At 64.0% G+C, this 15,358-nt stretch carries 16 protein-coding genes and 1 pseudogene; 10 read left to right on the top strand and 7 right to left on the bottom strand.

Annotation, left to right across the window (positions count from 1 at the left end; translation table 11 throughout):
* The first annotated feature begins 3 nt into the window (after nucleotides 1-3).
* The 3 genes from ACP7AZ_RS14475 to ACP7AZ_RS14485 all read left to right on the top strand — a co-directional run bounded on the left by ACP7AZ_RS14475 (nucleotide 4) and on the right by ACP7AZ_RS14485 (nucleotide 2,612).
* Entirely contained in the window at nucleotides 4-957 is a 954-nt protein-coding gene (locus ACP7AZ_RS14475; RefSeq protein ID WP_426039339.1) for an aspartyl/asparaginyl beta-hydroxylase domain-containing protein, read from the top strand.
* Nucleotides 958-1,097: 140 nt separating this feature from the next.
* Complete coding sequence (locus ACP7AZ_RS14480) at nucleotides 1,098-2,252, top strand: alkaline phosphatase (protein ID WP_426039340.1); 1,155 nt, start codon at nucleotides 1,098-1,100, stop codon at nucleotides 2,250-2,252.
* A 165-nt stretch (nucleotides 2,253-2,417) separates the two neighbouring features.
* Entirely contained in the window at nucleotides 2,418-2,612 is a 195-nt protein-coding gene (locus tag ACP7AZ_RS14485) for a hypothetical protein (protein WP_426039358.1), read from the top strand.
* A 57-nt stretch (nucleotides 2,613-2,669) separates the two neighbouring features.
* On the opposite strand, the gene putP is transcribed toward ACP7AZ_RS14485, so the two are convergent.
* The 3 genes from putP to proC all read right to left on the bottom strand — a co-directional run bounded on the left by putP (nucleotide 2,670) and on the right by proC (nucleotide 6,395).
* Nucleotides 2,670-4,202: a sodium/proline symporter PutP gene (putP, locus tag ACP7AZ_RS14490; RefSeq protein ID WP_426039341.1), complete on the bottom strand. Its 1,533-nt coding sequence runs from the start codon at nucleotides 4,200-4,202 to the stop codon at nucleotides 2,670-2,672.
* Nucleotides 4,203-4,263: 61 nt separating this feature from the next.
* A complete protein-coding gene (locus tag ACP7AZ_RS14495; RefSeq protein WP_426039342.1) occupies nucleotides 4,264-5,544 on the bottom strand; it encodes a glutamate-5-semialdehyde dehydrogenase in 1,281 nt (426 codons plus the stop codon).
* A gap of 35 nt (nucleotides 5,545-5,579) precedes the next feature.
* The gene (gene proC / locus ACP7AZ_RS14500; protein ID WP_426039343.1) at nucleotides 5,580-6,395 is read right to left on the bottom strand and encodes a pyrroline-5-carboxylate reductase; all 816 of its coding nucleotides are present in this window, start codon (nucleotides 6,393-6,395) and stop codon (nucleotides 5,580-5,582) included.
* 255 nt (nucleotides 6,396-6,650) lie between these two features.
* Here proC and proB point away from each other — a divergent pair, with 255 nt between their 5' ends.
* Entirely contained in the window at nucleotides 6,651-7,802 is a 1,152-nt protein-coding gene (gene proB / locus ACP7AZ_RS14505; protein WP_426039344.1) for a glutamate 5-kinase, read from the top strand.
* 299 nt (nucleotides 7,803-8,101) lie between these two features.
* On the opposite strand, the gene ACP7AZ_RS14510 is transcribed toward proB, so the two are convergent.
* Together ACP7AZ_RS14510 and ACP7AZ_RS14515 are read right to left on the bottom strand one after the other, a co-directional pair.
* On the bottom strand, nucleotides 8,102-8,596 hold the full coding sequence (locus ACP7AZ_RS14510; RefSeq protein ID WP_426039345.1) for a Csu type fimbrial protein: 495 nt from the start codon (nucleotides 8,594-8,596) through the stop codon (nucleotides 8,102-8,104).
* Nucleotides 8,593-9,345 carry a fimbria/pilus outer membrane usher protein gene (locus tag ACP7AZ_RS14515; RefSeq protein ID WP_426039346.1) on the bottom strand — a complete coding sequence of 251 codons (753 nt, stop codon included), beginning with the start codon at nucleotides 9,343-9,345 and terminating at the stop codon, nucleotides 8,593-8,595. Before ACP7AZ_RS14515 ends, ACP7AZ_RS14510 begins: the two co-directional genes overlap by 4 nt.
* Before the next feature lie 81 nt (nucleotides 9,346-9,426).
* On the opposite strand from ACP7AZ_RS14515, the gene ACP7AZ_RS14520 reads away from it, so the two are divergent.
* From ACP7AZ_RS14520 to ACP7AZ_RS14530, 3 genes are all read left to right on the top strand, one after another.
* Nucleotides 9,427-10,119, top strand: coding sequence for an IS6 family transposase (locus tag ACP7AZ_RS14520; RefSeq protein ID WP_426039347.1), 693 nt, complete (start codon nucleotides 9,427-9,429; stop codon nucleotides 10,117-10,119).
* Between the two features lie 127 nt (nucleotides 10,120-10,246).
* Nucleotides 10,247-10,594 (top strand): hypothetical protein, encoded by a 348-nt coding sequence (locus tag ACP7AZ_RS14525; protein WP_426039348.1) that lies wholly within the window; start codon nucleotides 10,247-10,249, stop codon nucleotides 10,592-10,594.
* 43 nt (nucleotides 10,595-10,637) lie between these two features.
* The gene (locus tag ACP7AZ_RS14530; RefSeq protein WP_426039349.1) at nucleotides 10,638-11,276 is read left to right on the top strand and encodes a hypothetical protein; all 639 of its coding nucleotides are present in this window, start codon (nucleotides 10,638-10,640) and stop codon (nucleotides 11,274-11,276) included.
* Nucleotides 11,277-11,511: 235 nt separating this feature from the next.
* Here ACP7AZ_RS14530 and ACP7AZ_RS14535 read toward each other — a convergent pair whose 3' ends face one another.
* On the bottom strand, nucleotides 11,512-12,012 hold the full coding sequence (locus ACP7AZ_RS14535; protein WP_426039350.1) for a thioredoxin family protein: 501 nt from the start codon (nucleotides 12,010-12,012) through the stop codon (nucleotides 11,512-11,514).
* Between the two features lie 211 nt (nucleotides 12,013-12,223).
* On the opposite strand from ACP7AZ_RS14535, the gene ACP7AZ_RS14540 reads away from it, so the two are divergent.
* The 3 genes and pseudogenes from ACP7AZ_RS14540 to ACP7AZ_RS14550 form a co-directional block, all read left to right on the top strand.
* On the top strand, nucleotides 12,224-12,472 hold the full coding sequence (locus ACP7AZ_RS14540; RefSeq protein ID WP_426039351.1) for a hypothetical protein: 249 nt from the start codon (nucleotides 12,224-12,226) through the stop codon (nucleotides 12,470-12,472).
* Between the two features lie 279 nt (nucleotides 12,473-12,751).
* Nucleotides 12,752-14,269 (top strand): histidine kinase dimerization/phosphoacceptor domain -containing protein, encoded by a 1,518-nt coding sequence (locus ACP7AZ_RS14545; protein ID WP_426039352.1) that lies wholly within the window; start codon nucleotides 12,752-12,754, stop codon nucleotides 14,267-14,269.
* 309 nt (nucleotides 14,270-14,578) lie between these two features.
* Nucleotides 14,579-14,806 (top strand): annotated as a pseudogene (locus ACP7AZ_RS14550) (transposase); the annotation flags it as partial.
* Between the two features lie 10 nt (nucleotides 14,807-14,816).
* Here the strand turns inward: ACP7AZ_RS14550 and ACP7AZ_RS14555 are convergent.
* Nucleotides 14,817-15,358, bottom strand: a 542-nt coding sequence (locus tag ACP7AZ_RS14555) for an IS630 family transposase (RefSeq protein WP_426039353.1), incomplete at its 5' end; no start/stop codon positions are given.

The following is a 15,358-nucleotide window of genomic DNA, read 5'->3' on the forward strand; positions in this document are numbered from 1 at the left end:
TCAATGCGGCTCGCCAAACCCTTTTTCCAGCTTCCGGTCCTGTTCGATGTCGAGCGTCTGCAGTCCGAGGTCGCGGCCCTTCCGGCCGAGGCCTGGGTCTCGCACCCCGACAGCCTGGCCGGCAACAGCGCGGCGCGCCTGATCAGCGCCGGCGGGGCGGAGACGGATTCCGTACATGGCCAGATGCTCGGGACGCGCTGGCTGACGACCATGCCTTACGTACAGCAGGTGCTTGCGGGGTTCGGCGTGGTGTGGAGCCGTTCGCGCCTGATGCGCCTCGCGCCGGGCGCCCGCGTGCCGGAGCATGCCGACATCAACTACCACTGGCACACACGCGTTCGCCTGCACGTCCCGATCCTGACCCGGCCGCAGGTGCGTTTCCATTGCGACGGAGAGACCGTGCATATGGCCGCCGGGGAGGCCTGGATCTTCGATAACTGGCGCAGGCACCATGTCGAGAACGGGTCGAGCGCGGATCGCGTCCACCTGGTCGCGGACACGACCGGAACGGCCGCCTTCTGGCGTTTCGCCTGCGGCCCGACGCCGCCCAAGGCGCAATGGCGGACGATGCCCTGGGATCCGGACGCCATGCCGCGCCTGCTGACAGAGAGCGTCCAGCAGTCGCCGATCATGCCCGCCGCAGAGGTGCAGTGGCTGATCGACGACCTCCGCGCCGAACTGACCATGAACGCCAAAGGCCCCGACTCCGGGGCCCGCGTTACGCGGTTTGGGCTGCTGCTGGAGAGCTTTGTGCAAGATTGGCGCCAGCTCTGCGCCTTGCATGGGGTCAGTGGTCGCGCCCGGCCGGAGTTCGAGCGTCTGGCCTCCGCCGTTCACCAGGCCGCACGGCCGCTCGCTGCAGGACTGGTCATGCGCACCAACAACGCCGGCGCTCTGCTGGTGCTGGAAAAGCGCGTGCTGCAGCACCTGCTCGCCGCCGACGGAACCGGGAGATGAGCCGATCACCGGACAGTCCGCGGCAAGCGACTGCCCAAACTGTCACGCCCGGGCGATAGTCCGTCCGTTGACGAAGCGCCCTCGCCCCGGCCCAACGCCGTGGTCGGCGATCGATCCCCTTCACGCCTGGAACCGCAAACATGAAACGCGTCCGCTATCCGACCTTCCTGGCCGTCGCCGCCGCGCTCGTACTGACCCCCGCGTCTGTGATGGCGCAGGACAACCCCGCGATCGCTACAGCGGCGACGCAGCCGGCTAGGGCGAGGAACATCATCCTGTTCCTCGCAGATGCGGCCGGCGTGCCGACGATCTCTGCCGCCAGCCTGCATGGCTATGGCGAGCCTCTCCGTCTGAATGTTCAGCAATGGCCGCACCTCGGCCTGAGCGAGACTTCACCGGTCGATGATTTCGTCTCGGACTCGGCGAACGGCATGTCGTCGATCGTAACGGGAGTGAAGACCCGCAACGGCGTCATCAGCCAGGGCCCTGACGCGGTGAGAGGGCAAAGCGACGGCGCCCCGACCAAGACCCTGCTGGAATATGCGGAGGAAAACGGCCTGTGGACCGGCGTCATCACGACCCAGTCCATTGCCGACGCCACGCCGGCGGCCAACTACGCCCATTCGAACGATCGCGGAAACTGGGGCCCGATTTTCGTCCAGGCCTTCACGCCGAGGTTCGGCGACGGCGTCGATGTCATGGTCGGCGCGGGCCGTCAGCAAGTCGGCGAGCAGCTGGCCGCTTTGGGCACGAGCTTCGATGAGCTCAGCCAGACTCACGCCCGACCAATCTATGCGACGCTCGGTGACGTACCGGCCGGGAACATGCGGCCGGTGGTGGTCAGTGACGCGATGGACGTCCACGCCGCCACGCTCCGGGCCCTGGACATCCTGCAACAATCCCCCCGCGGCTATTTCCTGACGGTCGAATGGGACGCCCACACCGACGATGCGCGCGCGGGTCTTCAGAACGTCGTTGATTTCGACCGGCTGATCGCCGAGGTCCAGGCGCGGGTCGATCTCAGCGACACCCTGCTGGTGTTCACCGCGGACCACAGCTTCGGTCTCCAGGTTGATGGGGGTCGCCGGGGTGAACCTCTTCTGGAAGGCTACGATGCCTGGAAGACCTCGGATGACGGGGCCGACCTTGTTCGACTGGAGAATGTGCTGGTGAACCGGACGCATACGGCCGAGGAGGTTCCTGTGCTGGCGATCGGGGTGGGCGCCGAGCGGGTCCGGGGATATTTCCCCAACACCCACCTGTTCCGGGTGATGATGGACGCCTGGGGCTGGTGAACCAACTCGGGATCGACGTCAGCTATGAGACGATCCGCTGCTGGACGGTCAAGTTCGGCACGTTGATCGCGAGGCGATTGAAGAAGCGGCGGGGCCCGCCGTCCCCACGCTGGCAACCTCCTTCAAAACCAGCCGATCGGGCCGCGGACGGTCACGACCGCCAGCCTGGGGTCCTACGGCGCCGCACTGGATCAGTTGGATCTGAGACACGTGCATCGACCGGGCCGACTTCGGGAGAACAATCGGATCGAGAACTCCGACCTGCCTATCCGGCGGCGAGCGCGACAGCAGGAGCGGTTCAAATCTCGAGACTCAGCCCAGAGATCCCTCACCACCCACGCTCCGGCGATTCCGCGCTGAAGCCGATGCCGCTTGGTCGGCCGCCGTTGACTGATCGAGTCCCCGGGTAGGGGCTTCTCAACTGACGGGAGTTTCTCTGGCAGCGCCCTTTCCCGAACGGCCGAGTCCGTCGGCCGCGAGCATTTCGTCGAAGGTGGCGGCCACCTCGGGCGGCGCGCTCTTGCCGAAACGGGCGACCAGAAGTGCGACAAGGCCACTGACGATGAAACCCGGGACGATCTCGTAGATCGCTTGGGACGGAGCGACGCCGCCGATGGTGAAGGGGGCGTAGAGCCACACCAGCACCGTCGCCGCGCCGGCGACGATGCCAGCCAGGGCGGCGCTGGCCGTCATGCGTTTCCAGTGCAGGCTAAGCAGGATGACCGGGCCGAAGGCGGCTCCGAAGCCGGCCCAGGCATTACCGACCAGCGACAGGATGCTGCTGGACCGATCGAGCGCGAGGCCCATGGCGACCACGGCGACCGCCAGCGTGGCTAGCCGTCCGACCAGCACGAGTTCGCTCTGGCTCGCCTCGCGACGGAAGAAGGTCTTGTAGAAATCCTCGGTCAGGGAGCTGGATGACACCAGTAACTGGGAGGAGATCGTGCTCATGATCGCCGCCAGGATCGCGGCCAGCAGGAAGCCCGCGACATAGGGGTGGAAGAGGGTCTGAGACAGGACGATGAAGATCGTCTCCGGGTCGTTCAGGGTCAGGCCCGTGCGGGTGACGTAGGCGAGGCCGGCGAAGCCGCACAGCACTGAACCGATCACGGTCACAGCCATCCACGACATGCCGATCCGCCGCATCGTCGGCATGTCGCGGACCGAGCGCACGGCCATGAAGCGGACGATGATGTGCGGCTGGCCGAAATAGCCCAGGCCCCAGGCCAGGCTGGAGATCAGCCCAAGTATAGTGACGCCGGAGAACCACGACAGATAATCCGGATGAGCCGCGACCACGGTCGCCTCGGTTGAGGACCAGCCGCCCAGGGTCGCAATGGTGACGATGGGGACCAGCACCAACGCAGCGAACATGATGCAGCCCTGGACGAAGTCGGTCAGGCTAACCGCCAGGAAGCCACCGAACAGGGTGTAGGCGATCACGACGCCGGCCGTCACGAACAGGCCCAGGGTGTAGTCGAGGCCCAGGGACGCCTCAAACAGCTTGCCGCCCGCGACCAGTCCGGCGGAGGTGTAGAGGGTGAAGAAGATGACGATCACGAGGGAGGCCAGAACGCGGATGCGCCGGGTCTTGTCGTCAAAACGCTTTTCCAGGAAGTCGGGGATGGTGACGGCGTCTCCGGCCAGCTCGGTGTAGACCCGCAACCGGGGCGCCACGAGCAGGTAGTTGGCCCAGGCCCCGATCAACAGACCGACGGCGATCCAGGCGGCGCTGAAGCCGGAGAGATAGATGGCTCCGGGCAGACCCATCAGCATCCAGCCGCTCATATCCGAGGCGCCAGCCGACAGCGCGGCCACAGCCGGCGACAGCTGACGCCCGCCGAGCATGAACTCGGAGACGTTGCTGGTCGACTTGCGCCAGGCATAGACGCCGATGCCGAGCATCAGAGCGAAATAGGCGCCTAGGGACACCAGGGTTTCGAAGTTCATCAAGATCTTTCGGGGCTAGTTCGAGCAGGCTCGGCTTCAAGGCTTGGCGGTTGGCGCGCGATCAGGCGCGGGTCTGGCCGTCGCCGCGCACAAGGTATTTGAAGCTGGTCAGCTGTTCGACGCCGACCGGGCCGCGAGCGTGGATCTTGCCGGTGGCGATGCCGATCTCTGCGCCCATGCCGAACTCGCCGCCGTCCGAGAATTGTGTCGAGGCGTTGTGCATCACGACCGCGCTGTCGATCTCGAGCAGGAAGCGGTTCGCGGCGTCGGCGTCGCGGGTCATGATCGCGTCTGTATGGCCCGAAGAATGTTCCGACACGAAGGCGATGGCAGCATCCAGATCGTCCACGATCCGAACCGAAGCGATGGCATCCAGATATTCGAGATCCCAGTCATTGGCCTGGGCAGGCAGCAGACGCGCATGGATCGCGCAGGCCTCGGGATCACTGCGCAGTTCGCAGTTCGGCATGGCGTCGGCGAGGGCGGGGATGGCCTGTGCCGCGATGGCGCGGTCGATGACGATGCTTTCGGTCGCACCACAGACGCCGGTCCGGCGCAGCTTGGCGTTGGCGATCACGGCGACGGCCTGGGCGACGTCGGCCCCGGCATGGATGTAGCTGTGACAGTTGCCATCCAGATGAAGCAGGGTCGGGACGCGGGCTTCGCGCTGGACCAGTTCGACCAGGCTGCGACCGCCGCGGGGAATAGCCAGATCGACATGATCGATAGCGCGCAGAAGTTCGCCGACGACGGCGCGGTCGGGTGTTCCAACCGTCTGGACGCAGGCCTCGGGCAGGCCCGCATCGGCCAGACCGGCCTGCATGCAGGCCACGATAGCGGCCGTGGACCGGCTGCTGTCGGAACCGCCGCGCAGGATGATGGCGTTGCCGGACTTTATGCAGATCGCGCTGGCGTCGGCGGCGACGTTGGGGCGAGATTCAAAGATCATCGCGATGACGCCGATCGGCACAGCAACGCGGCGGATATCCAGGCCGTTCGGGCGACGCGTGTGCGCCAGTTCGCGGCCCAGAGGGTCGGGCAGGTCGGCGATCTCGTCCAGAGCCTGGGCCATGGCGGCGACGCGCGCCTTGTCCAGACGCAGCCGATCGATGAAGGCGGCGGGCTTGTGATCGACGACGTCGGCGACATCGGCGGCATTGGCCTTCAGGATCGTGGCCATGGCGGAGCGCAGGCGGGCGGCCGAGGCGCGGATGGCGCGGTCACGGGTTTCGGCCGAGCTTGCGGCCAGGGCGCGCGCGGCCTTGCGAGCGGCGGCGCCCAGGGTGGCGACGTGATCTGCGGGGGAGGCGGGTGTTTCAGTCTTCAGTTCAGTCAGGGTCATAGCAGGATACCTCTAATCGGTTGCAGGGATGCGGCTCAGCGCAGTGCGACAGCGCGCGCGTAGGCCGCAGAAAGTGTTGACCGGAACAGCCGGTCGAGCTCGCCTTCGCCATTGAGCGCGTCCAGGCCGGCGGCGGTGGTCCCGCCCTTGCTGGTGACGCTTTCGCGCAGGTCTTCGAGCGAGAGTGGCGATTGCCGCGCCATCTCGATCGTCCCGGCCAGGGTGTCCAGCACCAGCTGTTTGGCGGCGTCAGGGCTGAACCCGAGTTGGGTCGCCGCCTCCGTATAGGTGCGCGCGATCTCGAACACATAGCCCGGCCCTGACCCGGCGATGGCGGTCAGGCGGTCCAGTTGATCCTCATCGTCGACCCACAGGACGGAGCCCACCGCACGCATAAGCGCCTCCACCATACCTCGCTGGGCAGCATCGGTAGTTGGGTCGGCGCAGAGGCCGCTGGCCCCGGCGCCGATTGCGGCCGGGAGGTTCGGCATGATCCGCACGATCGGCGCATTGCCGGTCAGGGACTTCAGCCGGGCGATCGAACTGCCGGCTGCGATCGAGGCGACGAAGCCGCCGGCCGCGAGGCGTTCGGTGTAGAGCGGGGCGACGACGTCCAGAACCTGGGGCTTCACCGCCAGGATCACCAGGTCGAAGGCGCTGTCGGACGCTGGCGGTGGGGCGTTCAGGAACACCGGCGCCCCCTTCGGGCCCTCCTGGCCTTCCGGCGTCGGCTGCGCGGCGGGATCGATCACCACAAATCGGTAGTCAGGGAACGAGCTCGGCGACGCCGCCCGCCACTGGGATAGCAACGCCTCTCCCATTTTTCCGTAACCGACAAGAGCGATCTTCAAACCGCGCCTCCTTTATTGATTTAATGGTGTCCAGAACTAATCAAGACGCAAATTGGGGCGAGAATATCCAAATAACTTCCAGATCAAAAATCTGCATGAGCTATGGAAATATACGAAACGGCATAAACTTGCCATTTCTGCCCACATGGGTATAATGCCACCATAATCTGCAAACGAAAAAACGTCAAGTCGTGTGCAATTTGTGATAATTTTAGATTAAATCTTCCGACATCGAATATGATAGTGGAGAACAATATGAGTAAAAAGAAACGTATAGTTATCAAGGTCGGCTCTAGCCTTCTTGCTGATGAAAAGCGCCTCACGCCCCGTTGGGGATTCATGCAGCGAATCATCGAAGATATCTCTTTGCTTCGCGAAGAGGGATACGAGGTTGTGCTGTGTTCGTCGGGCGCCGTCGCGCTGGGGATGCGGATGATCGACGTCACCCCCGAGACGGCAGGCTTGCGTGACAAGCAGGCGGCGGCCGCCTGTGGCATGCCATTGCTGCTGAACGCCTACACCCATATCGGCCATCAGTATGAGATCAACGTCGCCCAGATTCTGGTCACCTTGGGTGATTTCGAGGATCACCGCCGGTTCCTGAACACCAAGAATACGGTCGATCGTCTGCTTGCGGCCAATGTCCTGCCCATCATCAACGAGAACGATACGGTCACCACCGAGGAGATCCGCGTCGGCGACAACGATCGGCTGGCGGCCAAGGTCGCCCAGATGGTCCAGGCCCAGCATCTCGTCATCCTGACCAGCGTCGACGGCCTCTATGATCGCCACCCCTCCGAACCGGGCGCCACGCTGATCGAGACCGTGACCGACGTCGCGCAATATCTGGATGTAACCCGCTCTGTCAGCGCCTTGGGCACTGGCGGCATGCTGACCAAGATGCAGGCGGCCAACATGGCTCAGAACGCGGGCTGCAACACCTTGATCGCCAATGGCGAGGTCGAAAATCCGGTCTCTTCGGTCATGAAGGGCGAGCGTCCCTGCACAACCTGCGTCGCCCATGCCGAGCCCATGACAAGTTGGGCGGCCTGGCTGACCAATCGCCTCCAGGCGGCAGGGAGTATCGTGATCTCGAACACAGCGGCCGATGCCGTCGAGCGGGGCGAGCGCGGAATCGATCGCCACGACGTCGTCTCGATGACCGGCTCCTATGCCAAGGGCGACGTCGTCCATGTCTATGACGAAATGGGTGTCGAGCGCGCCCGCGGAATGACTGATTTTTCGTCCGAGGAGACCTCCATTCTGGTTCGGAACGCGGCCCTCTCGGTCAAATCCCTGATCGGCCACCACTCGCCGGGCGTACTGATCGAAGCCACGAATCTGATCGTTCTGGATGAGCGTCAGATCCCGTGGGAACATCGGGTTGAAACGGCTTCAGCAGCCTGACGGCGTTGGTCAGTGGCGGGAAGATCTGCCCGCCACGGCGCGCGATGGCTCGCTTGGTCTGAATAGGCCAGGGCTTAGAGGCGGCGGTGCTGTCAGTCTAACGCTAACTTGTCCTTTGTGGACGGCGCTCGATTGGCAAGGGCGTTGAGGTAGGGATTGGTGGGTTACGGTCGGTATTCGGCCTGTTGATGCAGGGCTTGGCCTGCTGGCCCTGATGTCGTCCGCTGACCTGGTCTCCTGATGCCTCCGCCCTCTACGGTCGGAAATGTCGGCAGACATCTGCCCGCTTTGCGTCCAATTCAGTAGGCGACCGTCACCACGATCACGTCGGTGTAGGCACCGTCCGGTACGTTCTGCCCGGGAGGTACGCGGCCGTGTATGCTGAAGGTCTGTTGGTTCGAGAGGAGCCCGGACAGGGTCCCCACCACTCTCTGCGTCCCGCCCGTGCCATTGCCCCAGACCTGGGTGCGCGCCGCAGTGGTGTAAAGGTTGTAGTCGATGCTGGACTGCGCCCTGGTAAGTTTTCTGGTGGCATAGGTTCCCGTCATGCCCGGGCTGAGACTGATGTCATACGTGCCGCTGCCCAATTCCGCGAACGTGCAATTGACGGTGACCGTGCCGGCTGCGTCTTTCGGGATCGGCGACAGTGGATCGTAGTTGCCGAAGCTGACCCCCGTTGCCGAAGCGGTGCACGTGCAGAACGACAGGAATGGGCACGCCGCCTCGGCCCCGTTGGCGAGAGCCATGCCGCCGCACAGCGCCGACAGAAAAAGGATGATCCGACACAGGGTCATCGAGGGCCTCCCGGGGGTTGGCAGGTGAGTGGTCCTATGCGGGGAAGGATAGTCTCCGGCGGCGGCGAAGGCAGCACGGCGCGACAGGAGCCTCCGGCCCCCTGCACCTCCAGGACAACGCCTTCTCGGATCGCATCGACGAAAACCTCGCTACCGTAGCCGACGAACGAACCGAAACCGTCGATCTGGACAGGCGTTCCGGGTTCGATCGGCTGTCCGTCCGGCAGTTGCAGCAACACCGTGCCGCCGCGATTCCTGTCAATGCCGAAGCGCGCAGCGACCCCGCCATGGAACCGCGGGACGATGTTGAGCATGTCTCCGTCGATACGCACGTCCAGCGGCAAGTCCCCCGCCGCCAGACTGATCCGGTTGTCGTCATAAGGCCGTAACGCGGTAATGATGGCGCGGCCGGCCGCATCGGTGCGCCCGACGAGACGGTTTTCCTGGTAGATTCTGACATGGGCCTGACCGGGCGTCTCGACCAAGGCGAATGCGCCGTCCACGCGGCGGGTGGCGTATGCGCCGCCGCCCGCCAGGATCACCCCGCCGCTGACGAGCAATCTAGCGGCGGCAGCACCGTCGGCATGCACGGCCTGGGCCGTGACCTGACCCGATGGACCGAGCCAGGTCGCTTCGGCCTCCTGGCGGTCGAAATCGCCCCGGCTCGCGGACAGCCGGTATCCCCAACCCAGACTCGTCGGCGGGTTACGCCTGTACTCGCCTATGGTGTTACTGCTGTCGACCTGCACATAGGCGCTACGGTGCTGTCAGTCCAACGCTAAAACGTCTCCACTTACGGCGGCCTAAGCCGCTGACGGGGATGATGTTTCGTGAAGTCGATTTCGTTCAAGCGTCACCGGTTTCCGGCAGATGTTATCCGCCATGCCGTCTGGCTGTACTTTCGTTTCAGCCTCAGTTTTCGTGACGTCGAGGAACTGATGGCGGCCCGCGGTGTGGACGTCAGCTACGAGACGATCCGGTGCTGGACCATCAAGTTCGGCCCCTTGATCGCCCGGCGGCTGAAGAAGCGGCGAGGAGCCCCGTCGCCGCGCTGGCACCTGGACGAGATGGTCTGCTGGATCGGCGGCAAGCGGATGTATCTGTGGCGCGCAGTGGACGATGAAGGCGAGGTCCTCGACCTCGTGGTCCAGCGCCGGCGGGACACAGAGGCGGCGTTGAGGCTTCTCCGACGCCTGTTACACAACCAGCCGATCGAGCCTCAGACGATCACGACGGACGGCTTGGCCTCCTATGGCGCGGCGCTCGATATCCTGGATTTGAGGCATCTGCATCGACCCGGCCGGCTTCGGGACAACAATCGGGCAGAGAACTCCCACCTGCCGATCCGACGACGAGAGCGACAGCAGCAGCGGTTCAAATCCCAGGCCTCAGCCCAGAGATTCCTCACCACCCACGCGGCGATCTACAACACCTTCAGCATCCAGCGCCATTTGATCAGCAGACCCACACTTCGGCGTTTCCGCGCCCAAGCCGACGCCGCTTGGGCGGCCGCCCTTGCCTGATCGAGCCCAGGGTAGGGCGCTTTGTCCCTTAGGGAAGTTAGCCTGACAGCGCCCGTATCAACCTTGGCCTTAGGAACGAACAGGCTGGTTGTCTCTTTCTGCTGGGCAATCTTGGAAGGACTGCTCAATGCTGAAAACCATCCTCGCCCTCTCGGCGACCTCTATCCTTCTTGTCGGCTGCGGCAACGCCGACAACGCCGAAGCACCGGTTGAAGGGCCGGCCATCTCGAGCGCGGAAGCTCCGGCCAACCCCGCCATCGACACTCAGGAAACGGCGGAAAAAGCTGAACTGACCCCCGGCGCCAACTCCTTCACCGAAGGTCAGGCCAAGGAAGCGATCGAGAAGGCGGGCTACGTCGTCTCCGGCCCGCTGACACAAGACGAGCAGGGCATCTGGAAGGCCCAGGCCACGCGTTCGGGCGGAGCCGCCACCACCGTTTCGGTCGACTACAAAGGCGTCGTGTCGCCTCAATAGGCCGCGTCGATCCACCCTCTCCAACAACCTCAAGGAGCCATTCATGGCCACCGTCACTCGGCTGTTCGACAGCCACACCGAAGCCCTCGACGCCGTCGCCGAACTGGAAGCCGCAGGCGTTTCGCACGACAAGATCAGCATCGTCTCGAACAACACCGACAACTGGCACTCCGGCTCGGCCGGCGGCAACAAGGGCCCGCTGGGCGGCAACAACGGCGACGGTGAGAATGACGTCGCCGACGGCGCGGGCAAGGGCGCGGCCACCGGCGGCGTGCTCGGCGCAGGCGCAGGCATCCTCGCCGGCCTCGGCATGCTCGCCATCCCGGGCCTTGGCCCTGTCGTAGCGGCTGGTTGGCTGGCCTCGACGGCTGTCGGCGCAGCGGTCGGCGCCGCAGCGGGCGGCGCGACCGGCGGCCTTCTGGGCGCTCTGAAGGAAGCCGGCCACAGTGACGACGAAGCCAACGTCTATTCCGAGGGCGTCCGTCGCGGCGGCACCCTGGTGAGCGTCAAGGCCGACGGTGACGAGAAGGAGCGCTTCGAGGCGATCCTTCAGGGACGTCGCGGCTTCGACGCAACCGCACGCGGCGACGCCTACCGGCAAACCGGCTGGTCCGGCTTCGACGCCGGCGCCCAGCCGTATACGTCCGAAGAGATCACGCGTGAGCGCGGCCTTTATCGATAAGAGCCACGAATACTCTGTGGCGGCAGCGCTAATCTGAGTTGGGCGGTCCGGTGCATACGCACCGGGCCGCTTTTGCACGTCACGTCCCGCCAGTATGCGACCGCGTGAATCTAGGCTGTCGCTAGGGCCCGTGCGCTAGCCCTAGGGTCAACCACCCGATTGGATGCGGGCGCGCTATCTCGTTCGCTAAAGCTCACGCAGGGATGGCAGCAACCCTCGCTTGATCGGTGGGTGGTCACACCGGCAGATCGGCTAAAGTCGCCAACTCATCGTAGATCGCGTCGCCCGTCCGACTTTCAGCGTTTCGCCAGCTCGTTGCGGTCGTTGGGTTCACCAGAACGCCATCACCCGTGAGCACAAGCACGTTCGGCGAGCCCGGCAACTCCGAAACCCCGAAGCGACGAGCGATCGCAAGATTGGGTCTGTCGCCAGCCCTCGGCATTCCGATGTCCACGTAGACCACTTCGTATTTGCGCTTGATCAGTTCAACGAAGCGGTCGGTCGCTAGCCAACCGGCGAGAGCGCGGCTGTCGCTACACCAGTTAGCTCCCATCACCACTAGAACCCGTTTGCCCGACTGCCGGGCGCGCGCCAGCGCAGCGTCCACGTCGGCCGACGCGGTATCGCTCACGTGATAGGGGCGGGCCTCCGGCCCGGGCGCCGTTGCAGGAGCCGGCACAGACGCGCAAGCCGTCACAGCCAACGCTGAGGAGACCGCGAACAATACTTGCTTCATCGGGAAATCTCCCACGGACTGTGTGGTCAGCGATGATGGTCCGCCCGACGCCCCGATGCCGCCACTCCCCTTCGCCCCGGACTCCATGGCCGGTCAAGCTGCCGTCGTCTGCCGGGCCATCAAAAACGCAGCACAAACCGGTGCTGTAGGTCGGCCATCTGGCGGTGCCGGCTCGCAGATTGCCCCTTAGCGCAAAGCGGGCAGGGCGGGAATGACCGAGTCTGACTCTCCACTGACGTTCGGAACGTCCGCTATCGGGCGGCAGTACTGCTTCAGGGTGAGGCTTCCGCAAAGCGGACGTCCTGGACTTCTCAAGCGGGTGGAAAACGGTCATTCGCTTCTGCCGCCCCATCCGACGACGGCCTATCTGGCTCTCGAGTTAGGCCGTCTCATTATCGGTTTCGTCGTCGCGCTCGATCAAATCAGCTTCCAACTCGCACTGGACTTCGGCGATCATTGACAAGGCAGTCCACTCGCGAGCGTGGGCGTTGTAGACGGCTCGCTGTGTCTGGTCCGTCGCGTCAGCCGCCGGCAGGAGGGCTCCAGCTGCTTTGGATGGGCACTCTCTGGGGCTCATCATGATCTACCCTCCATGCGCCCTTTCGTCTTCAGAAACTCACTCTTTCTGTTGTGGAGCTTGCTTAGGCTAAACGACGAGCATCGTTCCGAAATCGACCCGCGATTCGCCACGGGCGGACACTTTTGCTACCTTGGCCATTGCGCTGTCGGGCCAACTTAAATGACCTATATCAAAAACGATAACAGCATAGCGCGTGATCAGTCGGGGAGCCGGGTGTTAACCGACATTAACGCGAGCGACGCTGAGACTAATGCTGTCGTCGAAGACACGCAGTTTCGGATGCTCGCCGAGAACATCCCGACCTTATGCTGGATGGCGAACGCGGACGGCTCCATCTACTGGTATAACCGGCGTTGGCACGAATACTGCGGCTCGACACCACAGCAGATGCAAGGGTGGGGTTGGCAGTCGGCCCACGACCCCGCGATCCTGCCCGCTGTGCTGGCGCGCTGGACGGCCTGCATCGCAAGCGGTGATCCGTTCGAGATGACCTTCCCGCTGCGCGGAGCAGACGGCACGTTTCGGCCCTTCCTGACGAGAGTGCAGCCAGCGCGCGACGGCGAAGGTAACATCGTGGGCTGGTTCGGCGTGAATACCGACGTTAGCGCACAGATCGAAGCCGAGGCCGAACTCCGCACCACGAACATGCAGCTTCAAGCCATCGCGGCGGAACGAGAAGCGATCCTCGGCCAGCTTGGCGAGGGGGTGATCGTCACCGATCCGCACGGACGAATCACGTTCGTCAATGAAGCTGCAACCCGGCTGCACGGCGTCACCCGGATCGATGTTGAGCCGGATGATTATACCCGAGCGTATAGTCTCTCGACCGAGTTTGGCGAACCGCATCCAATCGAGACCCTGCCGCTGACGCGCGCGGTGCGACATGCGGAAACCGTGATCGATGCGCGATGGCGCATCCGCCGGCCAGACGACACCGAAGTGCTGGCGATCGGCAACGCCCGGCCCGTCTATGCGGCAGACGCTTCGCTCATCGGGGCCGTCCTGACCATTCGCGATGACACTAGCCGTCATGCGGCCGAAGAGGCTCTTGGGGAGGCATTGAGGATCAAGGAACTCTTACTTCAAGAGGTCAACCACCGGGTCAAAAACAGCCTTCAGCTCGTTGTGTCGCTGCTGACGCTCCAGGCTGGAAAAACGCCAGCGAACGATGTCAGACAAAGCCTGCTGGACGCCTGCTCTCGCATCGGCGTGGTCGCTGCGATGCACGAAAATCTTTACACTACTGGATCGCACGACAGGGTCGACCTGACAGCCTATCTCCGAGAACTCACGACCGACCTCGTCGCAGCGCTTGATAGTGAAGGGATTGTCAGGCTCCAGTTCGCAGATCACGGCGAGGTCGTCGTGGATCTGGACGACGCGGTGCCGATCGCGCTCGTCATCAATGAGCTTTTGACAAATTCGATGAAATACGCGTTCAAGCAAGCGCGGTCGGGCAAGATCGAGATTGCTGTCCGAACCAATGCCGGAGAGATTCAGATAGCGATCTCCGACGACGGCGTCGGCATCCCGGACGACTTCGACCCGAACAAGTCGACGGGACTCGGGATGCGCATAGTGGCAGCACTTACGAAACAGGTCCGGGGGCAAATCGATCGGCTGCCATCAGCACAGGGCACCAGTTTTGTCGTAACGATCCCAAGGCCCATGGAGTAGGTTTCGGCCTCTGAAGTCAGCACCCAAGATCGATTGCAAACTCGCCCCGCCGTCCGCAATGGGTCGGGGCCAGCCTTGAGCCTGACGCCCGCTTGCGGACATTCGACGGACATGCCGAAAGCGGTCATCGTGCAGGTCCGTTCGGGGGGGGAAGCGGACTTTTAGGAAGTCGCATCGTGGACGCTGCCAAGTGGCCAGCCTCCGCGTTCTGTCTCAGCTTTGCCCCTGGTGACCTGCCCCTGAAATTTTGGACCGATCTGAGCTAGAATTTTCTCGTTTTGCCCTTGGGCCTGTGAACGAGGAGAGACGATGAAGCGGTCGAAGTTCAGCGAGGCCCAGGTGGCCATGATCCTGCGTCAGGCGGACGAGGGCGCCACGATCGGCGAGGTCTGCCGCATGGCCGGGATTTCCGAGGCAACGTTCTACGTTTGGCGCAAAAAGTACGCCGGTCTTATGCCGTCGGAGATGAAGCGGCTGAAGCAGCTTGAAGATGAGAACGGGCGGCTGAAACGGATCGTGGCGGACCTGACGCTAGAGCATTTTCCGATCAGTCTGCATCGTAGCCTGCGGCGGCGAAGTAGTTGGCGCATTCCTGCGGTGAGTAGGTCTGGATGATCCGGGCGATGGCGTCCCAGAGCTGGTCGATGGATGTGGCGGCGGCCTTTCTCAGCATCGCCTTGAGCTTGGCGAAGGCGTTTTCGATCGGATTGAGGTCGGGGCTGTAGGGCGGCAGGAACAGCAGCCGCGCGCCGACGGCCTCGATTGCGTCCCTGATGGGCGTACTCTTGTGGGCGGCGAGGTTGTCCATGATCACGACGTCGCCGGGCCTCAGGGTCGGGGCCAGCACCTGCTGGACATAGGCCAGGAACCAGGCCCCGTTCATCGGGCCGTCGATCACCATCGGGGCGGTCATGCCGCTTAGCCGCAGGGCGCCGACGAAGGTGGTGGTCTTCCAGTGACCATGGGGCACGCTGCACCTCAGCCTCTGGCCGCGCGGCGCACGCCCGTGGCGGCGGGCCATCTTGGTGGAGGCTCCGGTTTCGTCGATGAAGACCAGCCGTTCCGGATCGAGATCGAGCTGGTTCTCGA

It is taken from the genome of Brevundimonas sp. DC300-4 (assembly GCF_049897365.1).
Lineage (GTDB): Bacteria > Pseudomonadota > Alphaproteobacteria > Caulobacterales > Caulobacteraceae > Brevundimonas.